General features: G+C 61.2%; 25 protein-coding genes and 2 pseudogenes. 11 read left to right on the top strand and 16 right to left on the bottom strand.

The window, feature by feature from the left end; translation table 11 throughout:
• The first annotated feature begins 9 nt into the window (after nt 1-9).
• The 3 genes from RBR25_RS13420 (at nt 10) to RBR25_RS13410 (ending at nt 3413) form a co-directional block, all read left to right on the top strand.
• Nucleotides 10-1389 (top strand): FAD-binding oxidoreductase, encoded by a 1380-nt coding sequence (locus RBR25_RS13420; RefSeq protein ID WP_432820061.1) that lies wholly within the window; start codon nt 10-12, stop codon nt 1387-1389.
• A 56-nt stretch (nt 1390-1445) separates the two neighbouring features.
• Nucleotides 1446-2705: a (Fe-S)-binding protein gene (locus RBR25_RS13415; protein ID WP_432820060.1), complete on the top strand. Its 1260-nt coding sequence runs from the start codon at nt 1446-1448 to the stop codon at nt 2703-2705.
• A gap of 96 nt (nt 2706-2801) precedes the next feature.
• Nucleotides 2802-3413, top strand: coding sequence for a TorD/DmsD family molecular chaperone (locus tag RBR25_RS13410; RefSeq protein ID WP_432820059.1), 612 nt, complete (start codon nt 2802-2804; stop codon nt 3411-3413).
• Nucleotides 3414-3470: 57 nt separating this feature from the next.
• Here RBR25_RS13410 and RBR25_RS13405 read toward each other — a convergent pair whose 3' ends face one another.
• Nucleotides 3471-4187 (bottom strand): lytic transglycosylase domain-containing protein, encoded by a 717-nt coding sequence (locus tag RBR25_RS13405; RefSeq protein WP_432820058.1) that lies wholly within the window; start codon nt 4185-4187, stop codon nt 3471-3473.
• Between the two features lie 151 nt (nt 4188-4338).
• Between RBR25_RS13405 and RBR25_RS13400 the strand changes: the two genes are divergently transcribed.
• On the top strand, nt 4339-4659 hold the full coding sequence (locus RBR25_RS13400; RefSeq protein ID WP_432820057.1) for a cytochrome c3 family protein: 321 nt from the start codon (nt 4339-4341) through the stop codon (nt 4657-4659).
• Between the two features lie 202 nt (nt 4660-4861).
• On the opposite strand, the pseudogene RBR25_RS13395 reads toward RBR25_RS13400, so the two are convergent.
• Both RBR25_RS13395 and RBR25_RS13390 read right to left on the bottom strand, forming a co-directional pair.
• Nucleotides 4862-5020, bottom strand: a pseudogene (locus RBR25_RS13395) (GTP 3',8-cyclase MoaA); the annotation flags it as partial.
• Between the two features lie 114 nt (nt 5021-5134).
• Nucleotides 5135-6208 (bottom strand): type IV pilus twitching motility protein PilT, encoded by a 1074-nt coding sequence (locus RBR25_RS13390; protein WP_432820056.1) that lies wholly within the window; start codon nt 6206-6208, stop codon nt 5135-5137.
• Between the two features lie 409 nt (nt 6209-6617).
• Between RBR25_RS13390 and RBR25_RS13385 the strand changes: the two genes are divergently transcribed.
• The gene (locus tag RBR25_RS13385) at nt 6618-7595 is read left to right on the top strand and encodes a thiamine biosynthesis protein (protein WP_432820055.1); all 978 of its coding nucleotides are present in this window, start codon (nt 6618-6620) and stop codon (nt 7593-7595) included.
• An 82-nt stretch (nt 7596-7677) separates the two neighbouring features.
• On the opposite strand, the gene pckA is transcribed toward RBR25_RS13385, so the two are convergent.
• Complete coding sequence (gene pckA, locus RBR25_RS13380; protein ID WP_432820054.1) at nt 7678-9267, bottom strand: phosphoenolpyruvate carboxykinase (ATP); 1590 nt, start codon at nt 9265-9267, stop codon at nt 7678-7680.
• Nucleotides 9268-9517: 250 nt separating this feature from the next.
• Here pckA and RBR25_RS13375 point away from each other — a divergent pair, with 250 nt between their 5' ends.
• From RBR25_RS13375 to RBR25_RS13355, 5 genes are all read left to right on the top strand, one after another.
• Nucleotides 9518-9757 carry a cyclase family protein gene (locus RBR25_RS13375; RefSeq protein WP_432820053.1) on the top strand — a complete coding sequence of 80 codons (240 nt, stop codon included), beginning with the start codon at nt 9518-9520 and terminating at the stop codon, nt 9755-9757.
• An 82-nt stretch (nt 9758-9839) separates the two neighbouring features.
• A complete protein-coding gene (locus RBR25_RS13370; RefSeq protein ID WP_432820052.1) occupies nt 9840-10358 on the top strand; it encodes a BCAM0308 family protein in 519 nt (172 codons plus the stop codon).
• A gap of 3 nt (nt 10359-10361) precedes the next feature.
• Nucleotides 10362-10778, top strand: coding sequence for an archease (locus RBR25_RS13365; protein ID WP_432820051.1), 417 nt, complete (start codon nt 10362-10364; stop codon nt 10776-10778).
• Between the two features lie 162 nt (nt 10779-10940).
• Nucleotides 10941-12383: an RtcB family protein gene (locus tag RBR25_RS13360; protein WP_432820050.1), complete on the top strand. Its 1443-nt coding sequence runs from the start codon at nt 10941-10943 to the stop codon at nt 12381-12383.
• A 156-nt stretch (nt 12384-12539) separates the two neighbouring features.
• Nucleotides 12540-13436: an SDR family oxidoreductase gene (locus RBR25_RS13355; protein ID WP_432820049.1), complete on the top strand. Its 897-nt coding sequence runs from the start codon at nt 12540-12542 to the stop codon at nt 13434-13436.
• A gap of 73 nt (nt 13437-13509) precedes the next feature.
• On the opposite strand, the gene RBR25_RS13350 is transcribed toward RBR25_RS13355, so the two are convergent.
• The 11 genes and pseudogenes from RBR25_RS13350 to RBR25_RS13300 form a co-directional block, all read right to left on the bottom strand.
• Nucleotides 13510-13902, bottom strand: a complete 393-nt coding sequence (locus RBR25_RS13350) for an iron-sulfur cluster assembly scaffold protein (protein ID WP_432820048.1) — start codon at nt 13900-13902, stop codon at nt 13510-13512.
• 28 nt (nt 13903-13930) lie between these two features.
• Nucleotides 13931-15286 carry a peptidoglycan DD-metalloendopeptidase family protein gene (locus tag RBR25_RS13345; protein WP_432820047.1) on the bottom strand — a complete coding sequence of 452 codons (1356 nt, stop codon included), beginning with the start codon at nt 15284-15286 and terminating at the stop codon, nt 13931-13933.
• 162 nt (nt 15287-15448) lie between these two features.
• Nucleotides 15449-16285 (bottom strand): P-loop NTPase, encoded by an 837-nt coding sequence (locus tag RBR25_RS13340; protein ID WP_432820046.1) that lies wholly within the window; start codon nt 16283-16285, stop codon nt 15449-15451.
• Nucleotides 16286-16347: 62 nt separating this feature from the next.
• Entirely contained in the window at nt 16348-16728 is a 381-nt protein-coding gene (locus RBR25_RS13335; protein WP_432820045.1) for a NifB/NifX family molybdenum-iron cluster-binding protein, read from the bottom strand.
• A gap of 87 nt (nt 16729-16815) precedes the next feature.
• Nucleotides 16816-17175 carry a NifB/NifX family molybdenum-iron cluster-binding protein gene (locus RBR25_RS13330; RefSeq protein WP_432820044.1) on the bottom strand — a complete coding sequence of 120 codons (360 nt, stop codon included), beginning with the start codon at nt 17173-17175 and terminating at the stop codon, nt 16816-16818.
• On the bottom strand, nt 17172-17642 hold the full coding sequence (locus RBR25_RS13325) for a NifB/NifX family molybdenum-iron cluster-binding protein (protein ID WP_432820043.1): 471 nt from the start codon (nt 17640-17642) through the stop codon (nt 17172-17174). The genes RBR25_RS13330 and RBR25_RS13325 overlap by 4 nt, the downstream gene beginning before the upstream one ends.
• A gap of 154 nt (nt 17643-17796) precedes the next feature.
• Nucleotides 17797-18153, bottom strand: a pseudogene (locus RBR25_RS13320) (cation transporter); the annotation flags it as partial.
• Nucleotides 18154-18246: 93 nt separating this feature from the next.
• On the bottom strand, nt 18247-19278 hold the full coding sequence (locus RBR25_RS13315; RefSeq protein WP_432820042.1) for a putative manganese transporter: 1032 nt from the start codon (nt 19276-19278) through the stop codon (nt 18247-18249).
• A gap of 18 nt (nt 19279-19296) precedes the next feature.
• Nucleotides 19297-20613 carry a sigma-54 interaction domain-containing protein gene (locus RBR25_RS13310; RefSeq protein WP_432820041.1) on the bottom strand — a complete coding sequence of 439 codons (1317 nt, stop codon included), beginning with the start codon at nt 20611-20613 and terminating at the stop codon, nt 19297-19299.
• Nucleotides 20591-20929 carry a DUF134 domain-containing protein gene (locus RBR25_RS13305; RefSeq protein ID WP_432820040.1) on the bottom strand — a complete coding sequence of 113 codons (339 nt, stop codon included), beginning with the start codon at nt 20927-20929 and terminating at the stop codon, nt 20591-20593. Before RBR25_RS13305 ends, RBR25_RS13310 begins: the two co-directional genes overlap by 23 nt.
• A 62-nt stretch (nt 20930-20991) precedes the next feature.
• A complete protein-coding gene (locus RBR25_RS13300; protein WP_432820039.1) occupies nt 20992-21300 on the bottom strand; it encodes a hypothetical protein in 309 nt (102 codons plus the stop codon).
• Nucleotides 21301-21458: 158 nt separating this feature from the next.
• On the opposite strand from RBR25_RS13300, the gene RBR25_RS13295 reads away from it, so the two are divergent.
• Nucleotides 21459-23990: a helicase C-terminal domain-containing protein gene (locus tag RBR25_RS13295; RefSeq protein WP_432820038.1), complete on the top strand. Its 2532-nt coding sequence runs from the start codon at nt 21459-21461 to the stop codon at nt 23988-23990.
• Nucleotides 23991-24054: 64 nt separating this feature from the next.
• On the opposite strand, the gene RBR25_RS13290 is transcribed toward RBR25_RS13295, so the two are convergent.
• A complete protein-coding gene (locus tag RBR25_RS13290; protein ID WP_432820037.1) occupies nt 24055-24237 on the bottom strand; it encodes a hypothetical protein in 183 nt (60 codons plus the stop codon).
• Nucleotides 24238-24517 lie beyond the last annotated feature (280 nt).

Raw genomic sequence — 24517 nt, 5'->3', positions numbered from 1 at the left:
CGGATACCCATGCTCGCTTCACGCATCATCGCCCAGCTCAAGGAGATCGTCGGCAAGGGCCAGGTCTCCACGGAAAAAGCCGACCTGATCTGCTATTCCTACGACGCCACCCAACAGAAGTTTCTCCCCGACGTGGTCGTCCATCCCCAGACCAGCGAACAGATCAGCCGCATCATGCGCCTGGCCAACACCGAGAAGGTGCCGGTCTTCCCCCGGGGGGCGGGGAGCGGCTTCACCGGCGGCAGTCTACCGACCAAGGGCGGCATCGTCCTGACCACCGAGCGCATGGATGAAATCCTTGAAATCGATGAGGAAAACCTGGTGGCGGTCGTCCAGCCCGGGGTCGTCACCGAGCAGTTCCAACAGGCGGTCGAGAAGGTCGGACTCTTCTATCCTCCCGACCCGGCCTCGCTGAAATTCTCCACCCTGGGCGGCAACGTCGCCGAGTGCGCCGGCGGGCCGCGCTGCGTCAAATATGGCGTGACCAAAGACTACATCCTCGGCTTGGAAGTCGTCACGCCCTTGGGCGATATCATCACCACTGGCGGCCCGACCATGAAGGGGGTGGTCGGCTACGACCTGACCAAGCTGCTGTGCGGCTCGGAAGGCACCCTCGGCATCATCACCAAAATCGTCATCAAGCTGCTCCCCCTGCCGGAGGCGAAAAAGACCATGCTGGTGCTCTTCGACTCCATCGACGGCGCGGCGCGGGCGGTCTCGGCCATCGTCCGCAACAAGATCATCCCCGCTACCCTCGAATTCATGGACGGCCGCACCCTCGACTGCGTAAAACAGGCCACCGGCTTGCAGGTGCCGGATACGGCGCGGGCGGTGCTCATCATCGAGGTCGACGGCGACCGCGAGTTTCTCGACAAGCAGGCGCGGAAAATCGCCGACATCATCCAGCCCCTCGGCGTGGTCGAGACCCGCATCGCCGAAACCCCCGAGGAGAGCGAGGCGCTCTGGCAGATCCGCCGTTCGGTCTCAGCCTCCTTGCGCAAGGTCAACCCCGATAAGTATAATGAGGATATCTGTGTGCCGCGCTCCAAGGTGCCCGAGATGATCCGCAAGATCGACGAGATTTCCGACCGGTACGGTATTCCCATCGTCAACTTCGGCCACGCCGGCGACGGCAACATCCACGTCAACATCATGATCGACAAGAAGATTCCCGGCGAACAGGAAAAGGCGGAAAAAGCCATCAAGGAAGTCTTCGAGGGCACCCTGGCCCTTGGCGGCACCATGAGCGGCGAACACGGCATCGGTATCGCCAAGGCCCCGTACATCCCCTTGGAGATCACGCCTGAAACGGCCGCCTACATGAAGACCCTGAAAAAGGCCCTCGACCCCAACAATATCCTCAATCCCGGGAAGATCTTTCTGGATTGATCCAACCATAAAGGAGCGAGGCATGCCTCGCTCCTACCAAGACAGATAATATAATCATGAGCAAATTGAAAAACCTCGAAGACTATCGCGAAGAGATCAACCAGTGCGTCAAATGCGGCGCCTGCCGCGCCCATTGTCCGGTATTCGGTGCCGAGAAGCACGAAGGACGGGTGGCGCGAGGCAAGGTAGCCCTGGCCAGAGCGGTGCTTGACAACGAGATCGGCCTGGAGGCCAAGGTGCTGGAGGATCTTTCCCAGTGTCTGCTCTGCGGCAGCTGCTGCGCCCAGTGTCCGAACAAGGTGCCGACGGAGGAAATCGTTGCCGCCGCCCGCCGCCGCATCGCCGAAGAAAAAGGGCTCTCCAGCTTCGGCAAGGGGGTGGCGGCGGTCCTCGGCCGACCGAAACTGATGGATCTTCTGGCCAAGACCGGTGGCGCCTTCTCGCCGCTACTGTTCAAAAAAGTGCCGGAAAACAGCGGCCTGCGCCTGCGTTTCCCCGCCCCCTATATCACCGCCGACCGCACCCTGCCGCCCGTCGTCACCAAGCCCTTCCGCGAGCGGGTGCCGGAAGTGATCGAGGGTCAACCGGGGATGCCGACGGTGGCCTTTTTCACCGGCTGCGGCATCAACTACATGTATCCGGCCATCGGCGAGGCCTTTCTCAAGGTGCTGAAGTTTCTCGGCGTCACCGTGATCATCCCCAAGGATCAGGCGTGCTGCGGTCTGCCGGCGGTAAGCGCGGGAGCGACGGAAACCGTGGAGGAACTGGCGGCGCTGAATCTCGCCGCGCTGACCCGGCGTCCGGTCGATTACGTCGTGACGGCCTGCGCCTCTTGCAACGTCGGCATCGGCAAGATCTACGCCGACCTCGGCGACGACTACCGGGCGCTGGCGGCCAAGACCATGGATATCTTTGTCTTTCTGGTCAAACACGGGCTACCGGAAAAACTGGCGGCCCTGCCCAAGGCGGCGAACCGCACCAAGGTGACCTATCACGACCCCTGCCACCTGCGAACTCGCGGCATTACCCAAGAGCCCCGGCAGATCCTCAAGGCCCTGCCCCAGGTGGAATTCGTCGAAATGGTCGGTGCCGGTACCTGTTGCGGTCTGGGCGGCACCTACTCGGTTCACCATTACGACATCAGCAAACGGATCGGTGCCAAGAAAGCGGCCAACATCGCCGCCTGCGGTGCGGAGTTGGTGGCCACCGACTGCCCCGGCTGCATCATGCAGTTGCAGGATTCGATCAACCACGCCGGTGGAAAAGCGCAGGCCGTCCATCTGCTCGAACTGCTGGTCGCCGCCCTCCCGGAGTAAAAATAGAGTGCGCCTGTAATTCTTGGAATTTTCGCACGATAATTGCAAAACTCACGGCATCCTGCTGTCATGACATTCGACCCGAAGGAGAACCGGATGTTGCACGTGAGTGAACGGAAACAGCTCTACCGTTTTCTGGCCGGTCTCTTTGCCTACCCCGACCAGGAACTGGTGGCAGCCCTGACCCGGGGAGAGGCAGAACAGGCGGCGCGGCTGGCCGGAATCGGTGACATTCCGCCGAAGCTGCCGAAAGCCGATCCCCTTGCCGATCTCGAAACCGGCTTCACCGATCTTTTCATCAACCGTCTGGGGGGTGTTCCGGTGCCCCCCTACGGTTCCGTCTATCTGGAACAAGCAGGCATACTCATGGGCGCCAGCACGCTCAAGGTTCTCGACGCCTACCGCAAGGAAAGCCTTTCCCTGGAAAGAAGCAGCGAGCCCCCCGATTATCTGGCCACGGAACTGGAGTTTCTCTACTACCTGGTGGGGCAGGAGGAAGAGGCCCTGCAACAGCGACAAGTGGAGACGGCACGAGCCTTCTCCCTCAAGCAGCAGGCCTTCGTCAACAAACTGCTGAGTCCCTGGCTGCCGGTTTTCTGTCACCGGCTGGAAGCCGTGCCAGGCGGCCATCCTCTCTATCGCTGGGGCGGAAAGTTGTTGCGGCGTTTCGGTGAGTTGGAAGTAGAATGGCTGGAGCGCCTGCCCTGAAGCGCGGGCGGACGAAAAAGATGAGAACGGCGGCCCCGAGAGGCCGCCGCTTTTCTTTCAGGCGAGGAACTCCGACTGGTAGCGCTTGACGCGGCTCAAGTAGTTGCGGGTTTCCTCGGGAAGAACGTCGATCCCCTTGCGGTCGACATTGCCCATGCCCCAGTTGTAGGCGGCCAGGGTCTTGTCCAGATCGCCGTCGTACTTGCCGAGCAACTGCTTCAGATAACGGGTGCCGCCCATGACGTTCTGCTCGGCATCGAAGGGATCGGAAACGCCGAGATCCTGGGCGGTCCCCGGCATCAGCTGCATCAGGCCCTGAGCCCCGGCATGGGAAACGACGGTAGGATTGAAGTTGCTCTCGGCCTTGATGACCGCCTTGACCAGCGCCGGACTGACACCGTAACGTTCGGCGGCGCGCTCGGCGATATCCGTCAGCGCCGTCCGCGGCGGCGCGCTCTGCTCCCGGGCAACGGTCGCGGCTTCCGGCGTCAGGTCGGTTTTTTGACTGGCCGCCGTGACATAAGCATCGAGAGAGGCCAAAGGTGACGGGAAGCTTTTCTCGAAGGCACTGTCGTCGGCCACTGAAACGCTGCTGTTGAGTACCGTCAACCGGCACAGTTCAGCCAAGGCGCCGTAATCGGTAGAATTTTTCTGGGCGATGGTGGAAAGCACATCGGCGAAACCGATGCGCTGCTCTCCGGCGATCTGGTTGCGGCGGCTCGACTGCTGATGGAGATTGAGCTTCTGCATAAGATCGGAAGGCTTGATCGCCATGATTCCTCCTGAATTTAAAGGGTAGGCTCTTATCCAATTCTGCAAATACCGCGCCGGGTCAAAAAACTATTCCCGGTTGCATTTCTTATCGGTCGGGGCATAATTAAACCTTAGAAAAACTTGGACCCATTGCATAGGAGGAGAACCCATCATGCGCATTCGTCTCGTTCTGACACTACTGCTGGCCGGAATCGGTCTCGCCGGCGTCGCCCTCGCGGTTCCCCCGGGACGCACCCTGAACTTCGACAAAAGTCCCACCGGGAAGGTCGTCTTTGACGGCAAGATTCACGCCAGCGCCGGCGCCAAATGTGCCGACTGTCACAATGCCGACACCTTTCCGAAGATGAAGCAGGGGACGGTCACCATCACCATGGAGCAGATCTACGCGGGCAAACTCTGCGGCGTCTGCCATAACGGTCAGCGCGCCTTCGACGCCAAAAGCAACTGTAACCGCTGCCATCTCGCCAAGTAAGGCGAGAAACGCACCAACGTAGCAAAAAAGGGCGGTCCAACAGGGCCGCCCTTTTTCTATCCGCCGATCCGCTCCATCCCTCGTTGCCCCTCCCGGTAGTCCGCCTCCCCTAGCCTGCTCGCCTCGGACGAAATCGATATCCGCGAAGCGCTGCGGCGCGGCGCGGCGTCGGTGGTGCGGAGTTGGAGGAGCTGCTGCGGACGGCGGCGGCGATACGTACCAACTCCTCGTAAGAGAGAATGTCGCCGTGCCCCACCGACTCGACCCCCTCCTCGGGCATGCAGTAGCGGCAGCGTAGGTTGCAGCGGTCGGTGATGGAGAGCCGCAGGTAGTCGATGGTGCGACCGAAGGAGTCTTGCAAGGTTCTGTCCAGGGCTCAGGGGGGATGCTTTCGAGTAGAAAGCGCCAAGTTATATGGCTAAGCCAAAAACGGCAATTGCGGCGTTGCTGCAATTGCCAAATTTTTGCGACACCATCAAGGTTTGCCGTCCTGCTTGGGAAGATACTGCTCAAACGAACGTTTTTCCACGGCGCAGCGGTAGGCCTCCTCGGGGGTGATCTTCTGCTCCTTGAGCAGTTCGAGGATACGCTGGTCCATGAGCTGCATCCCCTCCCCCTTGGCGGTCTGCATGATGGAAGGAATCTGGAAGGTCTTGCCCTCGCGGATGAGGTTGGCCACCGCCGCATTACCGATGAGGATCTCATGGGCGGCGATGCGCCCCTTGCCGTCGGCGGTCTTCATCAGCTGCTGGCAGATGACCCCCTTCAGACTCTCGCCGAGCATGGTCCGCACCTGCTCCTGGGCATCCTTGGGGAAAGCGTCGATGATGCGGTCGATGGTCTTCGGCGCCGAGTTGGTATGCAGGGTGCCGTAGACCAGATGCCCGGTTTCGGCGGCGGTCATGGCCAGGGAAATGGTCTCCAAATCGCGCATCTCGCCAACCAGGATGACGTCCGGATCCTCGCGCAGCGCCCCCTTGAGGGCGGCGGCAAAAGAGAGCGTATGCTGACCGATCTGCCGCTGGTTCAAAAGCGACATCTTGTTTTCGTGGATGAATTCGAGGGGATCTTCGAGGGTCAGGATATGCTCCCGGCGGGTCGAGTTGATCAAGTCGATCATCGCCGCTAGGGTCGTCGACTTGCCGCTGCCGGTCGGGCCGGTGACCAGCACCAGGCCCTTTTTCAGATGGCACAGCTTGCGGATGCCCGGCGGCAAATTGAGTTCGTCGGCGGACAGGATCTTGCTGGGGATGATGCGGAAGACCCCGGCGATGCCCCGGTAGGTTTCCAGGATATTCCCGCGGAAGCGGGCAATTCCAGGCAGTTCGTAGGCAAAATCAAGATCGTGAGTCATCTCGAACTGGGTACGCTGTTCCTCGTTGAGGATTTCGAAGAGAATCGCCTTGGCTTGGTCGTTGGTCAGGGGCGGATAGTTGAGCTTCTCTATGTCGCCGTGCTGGCGAAGAATGGGGGGCGCCCCGCTGGAAATATGCAGGTCGCTGGCGCCCTGCTGCTTCATCAACTTGAAGAGACCGTCGATCTTGGCCATAAGCGACTCCTTGTAGCGAGATGAACACGCCGTGCGTGAAAATCTTCCCGCACATCTCCGTGAATCCTAGCAAGAATCCAGCCGGAATCGGCACGGCCAGGCCTCGATTCGTCATCATAGCACCAATCAGGGAAATCCTCAGTGGAAAAGTCCGTAACCGCCCGGCGATCCTCGGCCTGCCGTCCCGACGGAAAAGCACGAACACCGCGAAAAGAAAGGCAGCCGGCCAGTTTCCCCGCCTACATTTGTCGGCCAGATCCCCGCCGAATGGCGGAGTCCATTTGACCTCGGCGGCAACTTCGCGTATCCTCCCCCCTTTCAAAAGACCAGGATGCGCGCATCCGCATCAAACCATCGAGACCATGAAACAGCCCTGCGGCACCGGACGTGCGGCGGGCGGGAGAAGACCATGAGTAAAGGACTGGGGCTTCTGTCCGGCGGACTGGACAGCATCCTGGCCGCCCTGGCGCTACGCCGCCAGGGGGTCGAAATCGCCTGCGTCGCCTTCGTTACCCCCTTCTTCGGCGCCGAAAGGTCCCTGAAGACCGCGCAGATGCTCGATTTTCCTTTGCAAATCCGCGACATCAGCGAAATCCATCTGGCGATGCTCAAGTCTCCCCGCTACGGCTACGGCAAAAACATGAACCCCTGCATCGACTGTCATGCCCTGATGTACCGCCTCGCCGGCGACATCATGGAAGAAAAGGGTTTCGACTTTCTCTTTTCCGGCGAGGTCCTGGGACAGCGCCCAATGAGCCAGAACCTTTCCGCCCTGCGGGCGGTGGCCAACCATTCCGGCTACCCGAAACGGATCCTGCGCCCCCTCTCCGCCCGGTTGCTGCCCATCACAGCCATGGAGGACGAAGGGTTGGTCGACCGCGAACGACTGCTCGACATCCAAGGGCGTTCCCGCCGCCGGCAGCAGGAACTGGCCACCGAGTGGGGCATCGTCGACTACCCCTCCTCCGGCGGCGGTTGTCTGCTCACCGAATCTTCCTTTTCCGGGCGCCTACGCGATCTCTTCGTCCATCGCCCCGAAGCCGACGTCACCGACGTGGAACTGCTCAAGGTCGGCCGCCAGTTCCGCCTCTCCCCCAAAGCCCAACTCGCCGTCGGTCGCAACCAGAGCGACAACGAAGCAATCAAGCGCCTGGTCCGGCCGAGCGATACCCTGATCCGCGCCGACAACTTCTCCGGTCCTTTGGGGCTGGTCAGCGGCGACGCCGGGGCCGAGGAACTGGCGGCGGCCGGCGCCATCGTTGTCGCCTACGGCAAAGGGCGCGACAAGACAACGGTTCGTGTCCTGCTGCAACAGGCGCAACGGAAATGGACCATCGACGTTCCCCCCATGCCCCAGGTGGCCATCAGCCGGATGCAGATCATCTGAAGCATCCCGAGCGTCAAATCACGAGGGGCGGTCCCATGGGACCGCCCCTCATTTTTTTCATACAGCGCCGAACGGGGAAAAATCAGGTTCTCGGACCGGCCTGCGTGAAGTCGAAGTCGTCGCCGTCCTTGATGTACTTCTTGAAATTCTCAATGAACATACCGGCCAGTTTATGCGCACTCTTGTCAAAGGCTTCGACATCGAGCCAGGCGTTGCGGGGGTTGAGCAGGGCACTGTCGACGCCGGGCAGGCTTTTCGGGATGTGCAGGCAGAACCAGCGGGTCTGCTCGAACTCGGCCTTTTCGATGCTGCCGTCAAGAATGGCGTTGACGCAGGCGCGGGTCGCCTTGATGCTCATGCGCTTTCCGACGCCGTAGCCGCCACCGACCCAACCGGTATTGACGAGGTAGGCGTTGACCCCGTGCTTTTCCATCTTCTCGCCGAGCAGCTTGGCATAGACGGTCGGATGCAGGGGCAGGAAAGCCTCACCAAAGCAGGCCGAAAAGGTGGCCTGGGGCTCGGTGACGCCATGCTCGGTACCGGCGACCTTGGCGGTGTAGCCGGAAAGGAAGTAGTACATGGCCTGCTCCTTGGTCAGCTTGGAGACCGGGGGGAGCACGCCGAAGGCGTCGCAGGTCAGGAAAATGATGTTCTTGGGATGGCCGGCCTTGAGGCTCGCCTCGTGGCTCTCGATGTGCTCGATGGGGTAGGAAACCCGGGTGTTCTCGGTCTTGGCGCGGCTGTCGAAGTCGATGACGCCGTCGTCGTCCGCGACGACATTTTCGAGCAGGGCGTTGCGCTGGATGGCGTTATAGATTTCCGGCTCGCTCTCGGCGCTGAGATTGATGCACTTGGCGTAGCAGCCCCCTTCAAAGTTGAAGATGCCGTCGTCGTCCCAGCCGTGCTCGTCGTCGCCGATGAGTTTGCGGGTGGCGTCGGTCGACAGGGTGGTCTTCCCGGTGCCGGAGAGACCGAAGAAGAGAGCGACATCCCCCTTTTTGCCGACGTTGGCCGAGCAGTGCATGGAGAGAATCCCCTGCAGAGGCAGCCAGTAGTTCATCATGGTGAAGATGCCCTTTTTCATTTCGCCGCCGTACCAGGTGCCGCCGATGATGGCGACGTTCTTCTCGATATTGAAGACGACGAAGACCTCGGAGTTGAGGCCATGCCGCTCCCAGTTTTTGTTCACCAGATTGCTGGCGTTGTAAACGGTGAAGTTGGGAGCGAAGGTGGCGAGATCGGCTGCGGAGGGGCGGATAAACATATTCTTGACGAAGTGCGACTGCCAAGCGAATTCGGTGACGAAGCGCACCGATTTACGGGTTCTTTCGTTGGAACCGCAGAAGCCGTCGGTGACGTAGATATCCTTGCCGGAAAGGTAGTCGATGACCTCGGCATAAAGCTCGTCGAAAACCTCGGGGGCCATGGCGACGTTGACCTTGCCCCAGGCGAGATTGCCGAAGGAAGGCTGCTGGTGGACAAAATATTTGTCCTTGGGCGAGCGTCCGGTGAACTTGCCGGTGTCGACCATCATGGTGCCATTGGCGGAGACCCGTCCCTCGCGATTGGCGGATTCATGTTCGAAAAGCTCGTCATAGCCAAGATTGTGATAGACCTTGCCGGTGCTTTTCAGTCCCAGGTCCTGGGCGGTGACCGCACTTGCCTTGCTCATGCTTTCTTCTCCCGTGGGTGTTCGACTGAACACGATGAGTTGGAACCACCATCCGGCAAAGGGCATCCTCACGACCATACATAACTTCTTGCCGGAATGGGCACTTTTAACAAATTTAAGCATAAAAAAGATAAAAAGTTTCAATAAACTTATCCCATCGTCTATCTTTTCGGGGAAGAGCCGTTCTTGGCTCCTCCCTCTCTGATTTCCCCGCTATACTTGAAAAAAAACGAATCCCCGGGAGTCCCCCGTGCCCCTTATCGACATCTCCGTCCCCCTGTCGGAAAGCCTCCCCGCCTTCCCCGGCGACCCGGCCATCCGTTTGGAATGCTCCGGCATTGCCGCCAAACCCTTTCATTCGACCCGACTTTCCCTGGGGAGTCACGCCGGTACCCATACCGACCACCCAGCAAAGGCCGAGCAGCCATTCGAGGGAGATGGCGTCAACGGCGCCCCTTGCCGGGCGGTGCTGCGCCCCCTTCCCTGCTGAAAAATCTCCCATCCTACACAGCGCCGTGCGGCGTGGTATACTGCCTAGTAAAACCGCGTTTTTCAGCGAAAGGAGCGCGCATATGACCAAAGACAGCAGAAAATTCGGGATCGGCGACAAACGGGGACGGAGCCGGAGCAGCGAAGATCCCTACCTCGCCGAGGAAGGGCTCAAGGATCCTTCCCTGTGCCGGATTTGCGGAGCGGTCTATCACAACAAACGCTGGACCTTCGATCCGGAAACCTACGCCCGGCTGGAGGCCAGCGGCGAAGCAAACTGGGTCACCTGCCCGGCCTGCCGGAAGAAAGCCGAAGGCTACGCCGAGGGGGTAGTCGTCTTGCGCGGTGACTATCTGTGGGAGCACGAGGACGAAATCTACAATCTGCTGAAGAACGAAGAAGCCCGGGCCATGGATAAAAACCCGCTGGAACGGATCATCCGCATGGCACGCGAGAACGGCGACCTGGTCATCGAAACCACCGAAGAAAAACTTGCCGAACATTTCGGCCGCGCCCTGCACAAGGCCCATCAGGGGGACTTGCGGGTTTCCTGGAGCGACGACCACGACGTCTGTCGGGTTTTCTGGGAACGGACGGTCTGAGGAATGGGGGCCTTCCGCCTGCTGGCGCACACCGCCGACATGGGAATCGCGGCCACCGGGGACTCCCTCGCGGAACTGTTCGTTGCCGCCGCGAACGGGCTGACAGAGATCATCTTCGACGACGTTGCGGTCGACTCCCGGCAAAGCGCGCCGGTTTCCCTCGCCGGTGGCGATTCCGGCGAACTTCTGGTCGCCTGGCTCGGAGAAATCCTCTACCTCTTCGAGGTGCACGGCTTGGTTCCGGCGGAATTCGTGATCCATGAAATCAGCGAGAAGACCCTGCGCGGTGAGGTACGCGGCGAGCCCTTCGACCCGGAACGCCACCCGGTCGCGCGGGAAGTGAAGGCCGTCACCTACCACCAGCTTTCTGTCGAAGGGAACGACCAGGGCTGGCAGGCCAGGGTTTACGTCGATCTGTAAAAGCAAAGCATCCTCGCGCCCACTCCTCACAGGCGCTAACGTTTGTGGAGAACGCAGAGAAAACCTTGAGATTATGTCTTTACTCCGCGGCCTCTGTGTGCTCAAGTGAGCGAAACGAACGGGCGCGAGGCCGATTTTCTTTCTTGTAGCGGAACTCCTTCCATGACCGTCAAACTTGAGAAAATCGACGACATCCGCTGGCGCATCCCCAGAGAGGGAGCAATGCGCACGGAGGGGCTGGTCTTCGCCAACGCCCGGATGATCGCCGCCCTGCAACAGGAGCAGGCGCTGGAGCAGGTGCGCAACGTCGCTACCCTGCCCGGGATCGTGGGGCCGTCCCTGGCCATGCCCGACATCCACTGGGGTTACGGTTTTCCCATCGGTGGGGTGGCGGCTTTCGATGCCGACGAGGGAGTTGTCTCCCCCGGCGGCGTCGGCTACGACATCAACTGCGGCGTGCGCCTGTTGCGCAGCGCCCTGGTCGCCGCCGAAATCCGACCGGTGTTGGGGCAGTTGGCCGATACCCTCTTTCGTAATGTGCCGGCCGGGGTCGGTTCCGAACGGCGCGACCTGAAGGTCTCCCTGGCCGAACAGCGCCGGGTGCTGGAACGGGGTGCGGCCTGGGCCATCGCCCAAGGCTACGGCGAAGCCGAGGATCTGCGCCATATCGAAGATGGCGGGACGCTGCCCGGCGCCGATCCCGAACTGATCTCGGAGCGGGCCATGGAGCGGGGGCGCGCCCAACTCGGCACCTTGGGCAGCGGCAATCATTTTCTCGAAGTCCAGAAAGTGGAGGAGATTTTCGACAGCAAGGCGGCCAATGTTCTCGGCCTCTTCGCCGGGCAGGTGACGGTGAGCATCCATACCGGCAGTCGCGGCCTCGGCTATCAGGTCTGCGACGATTTTCTCAAGCGCATGCTCCAGGCCAGCCGCAAGTACGGCATCGAACTCCCCGACCGTCAGCTCTGTTGTGCCCCCCTGACCAGTCCAGAAGGGCGGGACTATCTGGCGGCCATGGCCGGCGCCGCCAATTTTGCCTTCGCCAACCGCCAGATCATCACCGCCTGGGTGCGGGAATCCTTCGAGCAGGTTCTCGGCCTGGCGCCAGCGCAACTGCGGCTGGCGCTGATCTACGATGTCTGCCACAACATCGCCAAATGGGAAACCCATACGGTGGACGGCCGGGCGCGGCGGCTCTGTGTGCACCGCAAGGGAGCGACCCGGGCCTTCCCGCCGGGACACCCGGACACCCCCGAAGCCTACCGCGCCGTCGGTCAGCCCGTGCTGATCCCCGGCGACATGGGGCGCTATTCCTACGTACTGGTCGGAACGGCAGGGGCGATGGCGGAAACCTTCGGCTCGACCTGTCACGGCGCCGGCCGCCTGCTCTCCCGGCATGGAGCAAAGAAGGTCGCGCGCGGTCGGCACATCGAAGCGGAACTGGCTGAGCGGGGGATTCTCATCCGCGCCGCCGGCCGGGCAACGGTAGCCGAAGAGATTCCCGAAGCCTACAAGGATGTCGCCAAGGTGGTCGACGTTGTGCGGCGCGCCGGGCTCGGCAAGATTGTTGCTCGGCTGCGGCCGCTGGCGGTGATCAAGGGCTGACGGCTGAGGGAAAAACATCCCAAGGCGCCTCAGATTTCAGGTATCGTTCCCAACGCCGCAGGGGGTAACTAGCGCTTTTCCGAAAGACGCGCCCGCTGTCTTTCGGTTATGGTTTATCGGTCCGCAAGGATGCCGATCATTTTCAAGGAGGTTCCCATGAAGGTCTTTGTCACAGGCGGCACCGGCTTCATTGGCCAGGAGGTGCTCAAACAGCTCTTCGCGGCCGGGCACGAGGTCCGCGCCTTGGTCCGCGCCGGAAGCGAAAACAAACTGCCGATCCATCCCGGACTCGACCTCCGCCGGGGAGACGCCGTCGATCCCGCGTCCCTCGCCGGAGCCCTGGCCGGCTGCGACGCAACCATCCACTTGGTCGGAATCATCCGTGAAATTCCGGCCAAGGGGATCACCTTTGAGAAACTGCATGTCGAGACGACCCGCAACCTTCTCGAAGCCGCGCAAAGCCAGGGCGTGCGCCGCTATCTGCAGATGAGCGCCAACGGCACCCGGGAAGACGCCACCACCCCCTACCATCAGAGTAAGTGGCAAGCCGAAAAACTGGTGCGCGCATCGCAGCTCGACTGGACCATCTTCCGACCCTCGCTGACCTTCGGCGCCAAGGGAGAATTCGTGCACATGCTCGCCGACCTGGTACGCAAACTGCCGGTCGTACCGGTCTTCGGCGACGGCCAATATCGCATGAGCCCGGTAGCGGTGGAGGATGTGGCGGCGAGCTTCGTCGCCGCCCTGGCACAGCCGGAAAGCATCGGCCAAACCTACTGCTGCTGCGGCCCCGCTAGCCTGAGTTACGACGAACTTCTCGACGCCTTCGGCGCCGCTCTCGGCAAGGGCAAAGTGCTCAAGCTGCATCAACCCCTGTGCCTGATGAAGCCGCTGGTCAATCTCCTCGAAGCCGTGCCGCGCTTCCCCATTACCTCGGGGCAGCTGACCATGCTCCTCGAAGGGAATGTCTGCGACCCGAAAAACTGGAGTGAGACCTTCGGCATCACCCCCCGGGACATCAAGGAAGATCTGCGCGCCATCTTCGCATCCTGATTCGCACCAACAAGAAACCCTTCTCCAGGATAGGAAAAGGGTTCGAAAAAAGAGGCAAGGGCCGTCGTCGGAGCTATCCGGCGGCGGCCGCTTTTTTTCTCTGGATGTCCTTATACTGGGCAATGCCGGCGCGCAGGGCACTGGCGGCGAGATTCGAACAGTGCATCTTTGCGTCGGGCAGGCCATCGAGAGCGGCGGCGATATTCTCCTCGGTCACCTCGACCAGAACCTCATCAAGGCTCTTGCCGATAGCCATTTCGCTCGCCATCGACGAGGTGGCAATGGCGGCGCCGCAGCCGTAGATCTTGTACTTCATGTCGGTGATGCGGTCATCCTCGATCTTGAGAAAAATCAGCAGGCCGTCGCCACAGTTGGGATCACCGACCTGGACCACGACATTGGCATCCTCGATGATTCCCACGTTGCGGGGGTTGGCGAAATGGTCCATGACCTTGGCCGTGTACATGCAGCCTCCTTCTTTGTCCTAACTGCTCTCAGGGTGTCAGTTTCTTCTCTTCTTCAGCAGCGACCCGGGCCTGCTGGATATTGCCTCCATCCAGTTCGGCCAGCAGGCGTACCGCCTCAGCTTGGAAAGCGACGAGATTTTTCTTCGATACCGGATCAGCGGTGGTCGACTTGACCGTCGTCGGATTGATCGGCCGGCCGTTCTTGAACATGCGGAAATCAAGGTGAGGTCCAGTGGCGATGCCGGTACTGCCGACATAGCCGATCAGATCTCCCTGCTTGAGCCGTTTGCCCACTTTCAACCCCTTGGCGAACTTGCTCAGGTGGATATAGGTCGTTTCATAGCCGTTGGCGTGACGCACCCGAACCAGGTTGCCGTTGGAGCGATCATAGCTCTTTTTAACCACGCTGCCGTCGGCCACGGTGCGTACCGGGGTACCGGTGGGAGCAGCGTAATCGATGGCCAGATGCGGACGCCAGACCCGCAACACGGGATGAAAGCGTTTCTTCGTAAAACCGGAAGAAATCCGGGAAAAATTGAGGGGCGCCTTGAGAAAGGCCTTGCGCATCCCCTGGCCGTCGGGAGTGTAGTACTGAGGCGGGTTGTCACCATCCTGAAAGAGAATCGCCTGATAGGATCTCCCCTGGTTGTTGAACTCGGCGGCAAGGATTCGTCCGTAGCCGGCGGCCTGCCCATCGCGGTAGCGCTTCTCCACCAACGCAGAAAAGGCATCCCCTTCCTTGATGTCACGGATGAAGTCGATATCCCAGGCGAAAATGTCGGCCAAAGCAACCGCCAGTTCGGCGCTTTCGTTACTTTCAGCCACCGCTTCGAAGAGGCTGGAGGAGATTGTACCCTGAAGGGTTTCGGTCTGCACCGTATACGGAATGGGCACCCGATCGACGTCGCAGCCCTCCCCTTCGCAGCGGATACTCAACTGGTGATCCCGATCGATGTCGTAGATGAAACTGACCAGGCTGTCATCCTGCAAGGCCAGAGAATAAGACTGGCCGGCCCGCAACTGGGAAAGAGGAAAGACCTTGCGGCTGCGCGCGGCCAGATCGCTGATCTGCTGCGGGGAGAGATATTCCCGCAACAGGGAACTGAAGGTTTCCCCGGGCTGAACGACCCCATCCAGAGCCAGATCCCGGGGAACGTCATCGGCTTGGGCCTCTTCACTCTCCGCCGCCTCGGCCACCGAGCCTGCGTCGCTCTCCGTCTCGACCGCAGCGGTTTCTTCCGGCGAGGCTGAAGGCTCGTATTCCGGCCCCCAAAACAGCAAAAAGGCGAGAACCGCCAGCACCGACAGCGCAACCAGCGCTTGCCGGCGACGGCGACGCCGTCGTCGGATATCCGGAAAAATAAAGCGATGTTTCATGGACATAATAGCGTCTCCCGAAAGGGTTGGGTTGCCGCGCCGTTTTCGGCGCGGCAACCTGCCTGACCGGCAAGATGGCTATTACTACCCTATTTTCCCGGGCTTTTCCAGAGCAATCGCCCTTCTAAACAAAAAAACCCTGTTATCCCGAGTAGATAACCATAACCATCAGGACTTCACCGCAGCCGAGATTTTGCCGACAATGGCCTCGATCGCCTCGGCGGTGGGATTGACCCGCCCCTGCGCGACAAAGGGATTACCCTGATCACCGTCCCGCATCAGCAGGGGATCGAGGGGAATCCGCCCGAGGAAGGGAACGCCCATTTCCGCACAGAGATCAACCCCGCCGTCGACGGAGAAGAGTTCCTCGACCTTGCCGCAATGGGGACAGGCATAGCCGCTCATGTTCTCCACCAGGCCGATGATCGGCGCCCCCACCGCCCGACAAAAGCTGATTGAGCGGCGCACATCGGCGATCGCCACCTGCTGCGGCGTGGTCACCACCACCACCTTGGCGTCCGGCTGCAGCCGTTGCAGCACCGACAGGGGCTCGTCCCCCGTTCCCGGCGGGCAGTCGACGATCAGAAAATCCCGCTCCCCCCAATTGACTTCGCGCATGAGCTGCTCGATCACCCCGGACTTGCGCGGCCCGCGCCAGATCACCGGATCGTTGCGACTCTCAACGAGAAAACCGACGGACATCACCCCCAGCTTGTCGCTCCAGGGGACCGGTTGCAACACCCCATTCTCGAAGCCCGGGACCACCCCCGCAAGTTTGAGCAGATGGGGAACGCTCGGCCCATGCACATCCACGTCGAGCAGGCCGACCTTGAACCCCGCCAGGGAGAGCCCTACCGCCAGATTCGTTGCCACGGTACTCTTGCCGACTCCGCCCTTGCCCGACAAAACCACGATCTTATGTTTGATGCCGCTCAGGTTAGCGGTCAGTTTATCCTGATTCGGACAAGACGCCGAGGCGGCGCCGCCACACGCACTCCCACTCATTTCTTATTTTCTCCTTTGACTTTGATTTTTGCGTGCGAAACGAAATTTTCCTTCTGACCCAATCAGTGGCCACCGCCGCCGCACAGGTCACTGTCGGCAATGGGGCGTACCTGATTGTTCTGGTAGGCGGCAATCACCTCGCCAACCGTAGTGCCCGGCCCGACCAGCACTTCGATCCCGGCTTGGGCGAAGCCGATGCGCGGCCGCATGCCGATACCGGCCACCACCAGGGAAGTCGCGCCGGCCTGCTGGAGGATCTGCACCGGCACCAGGCACCCCCCCTCGGCGTGCTCGACGTTGGGCACCGTGCGTACCGACTGTACTTCACCGTTGCTCATGGTCACCAGGGTAAAAAGATCGCAACGCCCAAAATGCCCGGAGCGGTTGGCCTCCAGGCCGCCGGGATACATGGAAGGGATGGCGATGACTTCGACATTATTCATGAAACATTCTCCTTTTTCGGATGCCCAACGAGGGCGAGATGAGGTGGATTTGCCGGTACCGGCGCTAGCGCCGGTACCGGACAAGAATCAGGAGCCGCCGGTCGCCGACGCGGCATCGGCTTCCACCAGCTTGCCGTCCCGGTAAGCTTGCAGAGTCTCCGACACGGTACCGCTGGCGCCATGCATGATTTTGATTCCTGCCGCATTCAGGGTCTGATAGGCCTTAGGACCGGTAACGCCGGTGATCAGGACGTTGGCGCCGCGCTCGGCGACAAGCCTGGACGCCTGAACCCCCGCTCCCTGGACGGCGTTACGGGCGGCGGAATTCTCCAGAGCTTCCCAAGTCTGGCTGCTCTCGTCGTAGAAGAGCATCCAGTAGGCACGACCGAACCGCTGGTCCACCGGGCTCTCGGGGGTCGATCCCTGGGCAGTGATGGCAATCTTCATGATTTTTCTCCTTGCTGGTCCCGGCACGAGCAGGGCTTGGGCGCCAGGCGGCGCACGGGACAGGAATGGTTCTCTTCGCCGGTCGGGGTCAGGCTGCCTAGGGGTTCGCAACCGCCGGCAAGCCAGGCGCGCACCACCTCTTCTACTTCACCGCGAAATCCCCAGTGGATTTCGACCCCTTCCGAAACCAGGGCAATCTGAAAACGGGGATGAATACCGCCGCACAGGACCGCGTCCACCCCCTCCCGAACCAGCCATCGCACCACAGGCGGATCGCTGTAGAGATCCCAGAGGCGGGGTTGCAGCTGCTGCAACGACCGGCTCACCGGATCGATCTCGGCAAAGAAAAACTCCCGGGCCTGCCCGAAGCGGGGCATGATCCGGCTGCCATAGGCAGGGATGGCAATACGCACAGGTTGTCCAGAAGCGGCATTCGAATTCATACCACCATCTAATTCAAATAACATGCCTTTATTTTTGAAACTTCGAAAAAAAATTATTTTGTATAAATAACAGATAGTTAAAAATGAGAAGTTGGGGATTGAGCAGATCGGTTGAAATGAAACCTGTTGCATTCGCAACAATCATATCTGGCAAAATGGCCTAAATATCCTATTTTATCTAAATAAAAACCAAATAATAGCTGGCAACAATCTCTGCAACATATACAACATGTGCAACACCTGCTTGGCAGTCACCGACGGGGCATCTCGAGAAACGATTCTCCCGACAATCCCGGCGGATTTCCTCCAGAACCGCCTCGGCATCTTCCGTATCCGCCAAGCGCGTGATCACGCCGGCGTTACCCAGAACAAATCCTGGCCCCTTGCCGCTGAGCACCACCAGTTTTCCCACCTCATACAGACCGTAGGGGAAGTTGCGGCTGGAACGCCCGGCGATGCGAATGCCGACCCACACCACCAAGACGGAAAAAACGTCGGTAGCGGAATGAAGGGTATCGGCACGCAGCACCAAACTCCCCGAAAAGAGAGCCTATTCCACCTTGATCGCGACCAGCAGAAGGTTGACGGCCAGGGACTGGAGAGCGATCTTCTCGGAAAAATTCACAGCTCAGTATCCCATCAGATATGCGACTCCTCCCACCAGCATACCGACCACCAAGTTGACCCCCTTGACCTGAAAGAAATCCCAGCGGGACTCGGCCAGTAGGGGAAGCATGCCGTGCCCGTCCTGAACGATGGAACTGGTCAGCAACACACTGAACGGGATAACCCCCTGGCTGTAAAGGGTGACGAAGATCAGGTGCGGTCCCGACTCGGGAATCAGGCCGACCAAACCGGCAACGGCCAGCAGCCAGAGGGGGTTGGCGGCAACCCAGTTCCCTAGGTCGAGAGGCCCGAGAAGCAGGTGCATGGCGAGCAGGGCGCCGAAGGTCCAGAGAAAGATGCGCGGTGCGTGGACCCGGGCGACATGGCGCCAGAGGTGTTCTTCGAGAAAATGATCGGGGACGGTGGTGACGATGAAAAGTCCGGTCAGGGTCGTTAGCAGCAGGGTCAGACGTATCCAGTTCCACGCCGGCGGCCCCACCCAGCCCACCGCCAGACTCAGGGAAAACAGCGCTAGGGTCAGCATCAGCACCCCCCGGGCCAGGGAGCAGTGCCGCCACTGGCTGAGAATCTCCTCCCGGGAAAAGCAGTAACAGCGTTCCGAGGAATGATAAGCGATGCCGGGACCGTCGAGCGGGCAAACCACCTTGCGCTCCGTCACCAGCAGGTCTGTAAAAAGACCCGCCGCCAACCCGATCAGAAGCAGCACCGTGAAGAGACCAAGGGCGGTCTGCGGCATAAGGGTAAGCATAACGAAGGATTCGTCGCCGCTGGTGGCAACCATCGCCGCGACCACGGCTCCCAAGGAAACGACCCGGTGGGAATAGAGGGAGACCACGGCGAAAGCGCCCAGGCAACCGGGGGTGGCGCCGAGAAATGATGCCAGCAGATACTGGCGCCAGCGGCTACCGCGCAACCCTTCCTGCCAGACCCCGCGGGTCAGAATGTTGAGATATTCGATGACCAGCATCATGACAAAAACGAAACCGCTGATCATCAGGGCATGCAGAAAACTGTCCTGAAAGGTTTGCAGCATGGGCACCTCGAAGGGGAATCAGGGCTGTCGCGCCTTTTTCAGCCAGCGCCAGAGGGTCGTACGGTTCACTCCCAGTTCCTGCGCGGCGCGGGTGTGATTACCGCCGTGCCGCCGCAGCACTTCCTCCAGCGACGATGGCGGGACAGGCGCTCCGGCGGACATAACGGGGGAAGGCGAGGGGGCGACTTCGGGAAATAGGCCGACATCAAGCCACTCGCCGCGACCGAGGATCACCCCCCGCTCCACCAAATTGAGCAGTTCCCGCACGTTCCCGGGATAGTCATGGTCGAGGAGCAGGCGCAGGGCATCGGGGGTGAAACCACGCAACTTCTTGCCGTAGGCACGGTTGAAGCGGTCTAGGGCCATCTCCAGCAGCAGGGGGATGTCCTCGCGCCGTTCTCTTAAGGGGGGGATGGAGAGCTTGACCACGTTGACCCGGAAAAAGAGATCGCGTCGGAAACTCCCTTCGGCCACCATCCCCTCCAGATCGCGATGAGTCGCGGCGATAAAGCGGACATCGGCAAGGCGCGGCCGCCGGGCGCCGAGGGGCTGGTACTCGCGGTTTTCCAACACCCGCAGCAGCTTGACCTGCAAAGCGAGGGGCAGATCCCCGATTTCATCGAGAAACAGGGTCCCTTTTTCCGCCTGTTCCAGGCGCCCGGGGCGATCAGCCACCGCGCCGGTGTAAGCCCCCTTTTTCGCCCCGAAGATTTCCGCTTCGAGGAGGGGCTCAGGGAGCGCACCGCAGTTTACCGTAACCAGCGGCCCCTCGCGCCGGGGACTGAGATCGTGCAGGGCGCGGGCAAAGAGTTCCTTGCCGCTGCCGCTTTCGCCGTGCAAAAGCACCGTCGCACCGCTCGCCGCGACATCGGGCAGCACGTCAAAGAGCCGACGCATGGCGGGGTGGCGGCTGACAAGATCATGAAAGGTATACTTCTTTTCGACCTCCCGCTGCAGAGCGCGCAGCCGGGAAAGATCGCGGAAGGTCTCGACCCCGCCGACAGGACGGCCGGACTCATCCCGCAGGACCGAGGCGCTGACCGAGATGGGAATCTCACGATTGTCCCGGTCGAGGATGTCGACCTCGCGGTTGATCACGTCCGCGCCGCCGGTCATCGCCTCGCGTACTGGGCAATCGCTGAAACAGACGCTGCTGCGGAAGATTTCGCAGCAGCGTTGGCCCAAGGCCTCAGCGCGGGTAAAGCCGGTGATCTCCTCGGCAGCCCGGTTGAACCAGGTGATGCGCATTTCATCGTCGACGGTGAAGACGCCGTCGGCGACGCTGTCGAGAATGGTGGCGAGATGGGCGGGATTATCTGTGGGCTTCTCCGTCATCGGAACCTTCCTCCCCGGCCAGGGTCTCGCTCCAAGGGGCGATATGCAGGGCGGAGCCGCCGACCAGGGCGGCGACGACCTTGCGCCGACCTCGGGAAGTCAGACGCTGCACCGTCCCCCGAGAAACCCCCATGCGCTCGCCGGCTGCCTCCTGGCTGAGGCCATCGAGATCGCAGAGGCGCAGCGCCTCCAGCTCGTCACGCCCGAGGTCAATGCGCAGCAACTCGGAACGGGGAATGCCGACCGGCTTGAAGACCAGACTTCCGGGCGCCCGATGGGGGCAACAGAGGCGGGGCTTGAGGGGGCGAGGCGACATGCAGCTTCTCCTAACGGCCGGGAAACCGGAAGCAATGGCTGTCCTCCGGAGAGACCTTCCTATTAATAGCGCTTAGACGATAAAGACCAAGCATGGGCTGCCGCCCGGGCCGAAGCTTTCCCTGGAGCCGGTTCGAAAATACGCGGTACCAGGCGGATATACCAAGCCGCTGCCTGGATCTGGATGACGTAGACAAGGGCGAGGAGCCGGGCGACGGTCGGCCCTTCCTTGCCGAAGACAATCATGACCCTGGCCATAATGTCCCGGTGGTGAGTGCTGAGGCCGTTCTTAATGGCCGCATTTTCGAGATCGGCGACAAAACTTCCGAGGTGTTTCGAGAAATGGACCCGGCAGATTTCCGCTGGACTCATCAAGTCGTTCCCTTGGGCTGATTTGTGCATATGCACAATATGGCCGCATACATTCAATTGTCAATATATATTTTCTTCGCCATCAAAAAAGCCTGCTCCCCTTCTTTCCTTTTCCCGTCCCCTCCCCTATAATGCCGCGACCAAGGAGCCCTCTTCTCATGAATCAAAGCTTTACTGCCGAAGTCTGCCTTTTGTTGCGCCACGCCATCGCGACGGCGGGAGGCAACGAAGTTTTCTTTCTCGGCCGTACCGACAGCGAAAGGCGCGTCTGCGATGCCGAGGTCCTCGCCCGGGGCAACGCCGAAGCAGTTCCGGCCATCCTCCAGGTCTGCCGCCACGGCGACGTGGTCATCCACAACCACCCCTCGGGACAACTCCAGCCCTCCCGGGCCGATATCGAAGTCGCCGGGCGGCTGGGCGAGCTGGGGGTCGGCTTCCTGATTGTGGACAACCCTGTGGAAAATGTGTACAGGGTCGTGGAACCTTTCGCCCCTCACCGGGAAGCGGGGGTGACACCGGAACGCATCGCCGCGCTTCTCGGTCCACAAGGACTGGTGGCCCGCACCCTGCCCGATTACGAAGAACGTCCGGAACAGCTGCGCATGGCCTTTGCCGTGGGCGAAGCCTTCAACCACGGCCGCCTGGCGGTGATCGAGGCCGGTACCGGCACCGGCAAAAGCCTCGCCTACCTGGTTCCGGCCATCCTCTGGGCGCTCGCCAACCGCGAGCGGGTCGTGGTCTCGACCAATACCATCAATCTTCAGGAACAACTGATCCGCAAAGATCTCCCCTTTCTGCGCCGCGCCACGAACCTGGAATTCCGCGCCGTTCTGGTCAAGGGGCGCGGCAATTACTTCTGCAAGCGCCGGGCGGAGACGGCCCGGCTGGAGCCGGGACTCTTCGAGGAGGAACTGAGCGGCGAGCTGCGCGCCCTCCTCGACTGGGCCGAACGCACCGGGGACGGCTCCCGGGAGGATCTCCCCTTTCTACCCAAGGAGCAGGTCTGGGACGAGGTCCGCTGCGAAATCGACCAGTGCGCCCGGGTCCGCTGCGCCCACTACGCCGGGTGTTTCTTTCATAAGGCCCGACGGCTGGCGGCCCAGGCCGACCTGCTGGTGGTCAACCACGCCCTCCTCCTCTCGGATCTGGCCTTGCGCATGGCCACCGACAACTACACCACCGCCGCCGTCCTTCCCCCCTTTGATCGCATCATCCTCGATGAAGCCCATCACCTGGAGGATGTCGCCACCAATTTCCTCGCCGCCCAAGTGACGCGCTTCTCCTTCACCCGCCAGCTCGGCAAATTGCGCCATCCGCGCAAACCGGAACGGGGTCTGCTGCCCCGCTTTCTCAACGCCTTGGCCCGGGAACTGCCGGAGAACGAGGATCGCCTCTACCGGGAAGTGCATGGCCGGGTCGAAGAACTGCTCGCCTCTTGCCATGCGCTTGGGGAGCAGGCCGTTTCCAATCTGGAAACGATTGGCGAAGAACTGGCGCGCAGCCTCGGCAAAACCATCGACCCGGGAGAGGCCCTCAAGCAGCGACTGGTTCCCACTTTCACCGCCACCTCCGCCTGGGCGGCGATCCGCACGCGCGTCCGCGAACTGATTCTCGCCGGCGACAGTCTCGCCCGCGCCTTGCGCGAACTGCTCAAACTCTGCGAAACCCTGCCCGAAACAACCCTGGAAAAGCTGCACGGCCAGCTCCTCGACCTGCGCGCACCGGCCGGCCGCCTGGAAGGAATCGCCGCCGATCTGCGCGCCTTTCTTGCCGAGGATCCGGAGACCTGCGCCTGGCTGGAGACGAGTCAGGGACGCATCGGCCGGGGCACCGGCATCGTCACCCGGTTGCACACCGCCCCTCTCTCCGTTGCCGGCGCTCTGAGACAGGGGGTGTATGATCGATACAAGACGGTGGTCATGACCAGCGCGACCCTGACCGTCGGAGAATCCTTCCGCTATTTCGAGGAGCGCGTCGGTCTTGACCGCAGTGAGCCGGGACGCCTCAGCGAGTTGCTGCTCGCCTCCCCCTTCGATTTCCCCCGCCAGGCGCTCCTCGCCATTCCCACCGACCTTCCCGAACCGGGACGTCCCGGTTACCCCGAACGGGTCCGGGATCTCACCGAAGAGGCGATCCTCGCCGCCGACGGCCGCAGCTTCGTGCTCTTCACCGCCTACTCCCTGTTACGGCGGGTGCACGGCGAACTGGCGCCGATCCTCGGCGCCCGGGGTTATCCTTGTCTGCGTCAGGGAGAAGACAGCCGGCATCGTCTGCTCAAGCTGTTCCGCGACGTCCCGGGAAGCGTCCTCTTCGGTACCGATTCCTTCTGGGAGGGGGTGGATGTGCCGGGGCGGGCGCTGGAACAGGTCATCATCACCCGGCTACCCTTCAAGGTGCCGACGGAACCGGTGCTGCAGGCGCGAGCCGAAGCCATTGAGGCGCAAGGCGGCGATGCGTTCATGGACTATACCGTCCCCCAGGCGGTGATTAAATTCAAACAAGGATTCGGGCGCCTGATCCGCCACCGCGACGACCGGGGGGTGGTGATGATTCTCGACACGCGGGTGGTGAAAAAGGGCTACGGCCGGATCTTCCTCCGCTCTCTGCCGGCGGCGCGCACCCTGGTGGCGCCAAGCGCGGAAGTCCTGGATGCCATGCGCGCATTCTTCCGAGACGGATCCGCCCCGTGAAAAAAGCGGGAATTCCGTCAGGGGTTCCCGCTTTCGCCGGTCTGAACAATGGGAAGGAAACGGGCTAGCCGATAAGATCCTCCATGATCTTGATGGCGGGGCAGATCCCCCGCGCTTTCTGCTCCTCACGCCAGCGGGCCGCCTCGCAGCGTTCGCCGGCAATGCGCCGCAGGGTTTCCCAGCGCTCCGGCGAGAATCCCGCAAATTCGTAACCCGCTGTTCCCATGTTCTGCTTTTGTTGGTACATCTCCCTCAACTCCTCGTCTTCTTGCCCCCGCTCCGGAAGGCGTGTCGTTTGCGGAAAAACCAGCCCTGATGACGCATGCATGAGAGGAAGCTAACACAGCCCCACGTTTCCCGCAACCGCAAAACAGCGGCTTATCCCAAGCCTGGCCACCCTTTGATGCCACCGCAAAAAGAGAAGATCCGACAAATAGTTTAAATCATTAGATTATTTGCAATTTTTTTCTTGCGCCGGGACGTGATCTATGGTATATTCCTTAACAATTCCAATGCTTTGCGAGGGA

Origin of the sequence: Trichloromonas sp., assembly GCF_034006665.1 — a bacterium.
Taxonomy (GTDB): Bacteria; Desulfobacterota; Desulfuromonadia; order Desulfuromonadales; family Trichloromonadaceae; genus Trichloromonas.
The sequence above is the reverse complement of the archived record's forward strand: the minus strand, read 5'-3'. Positions and strand labels throughout refer to the sequence as shown.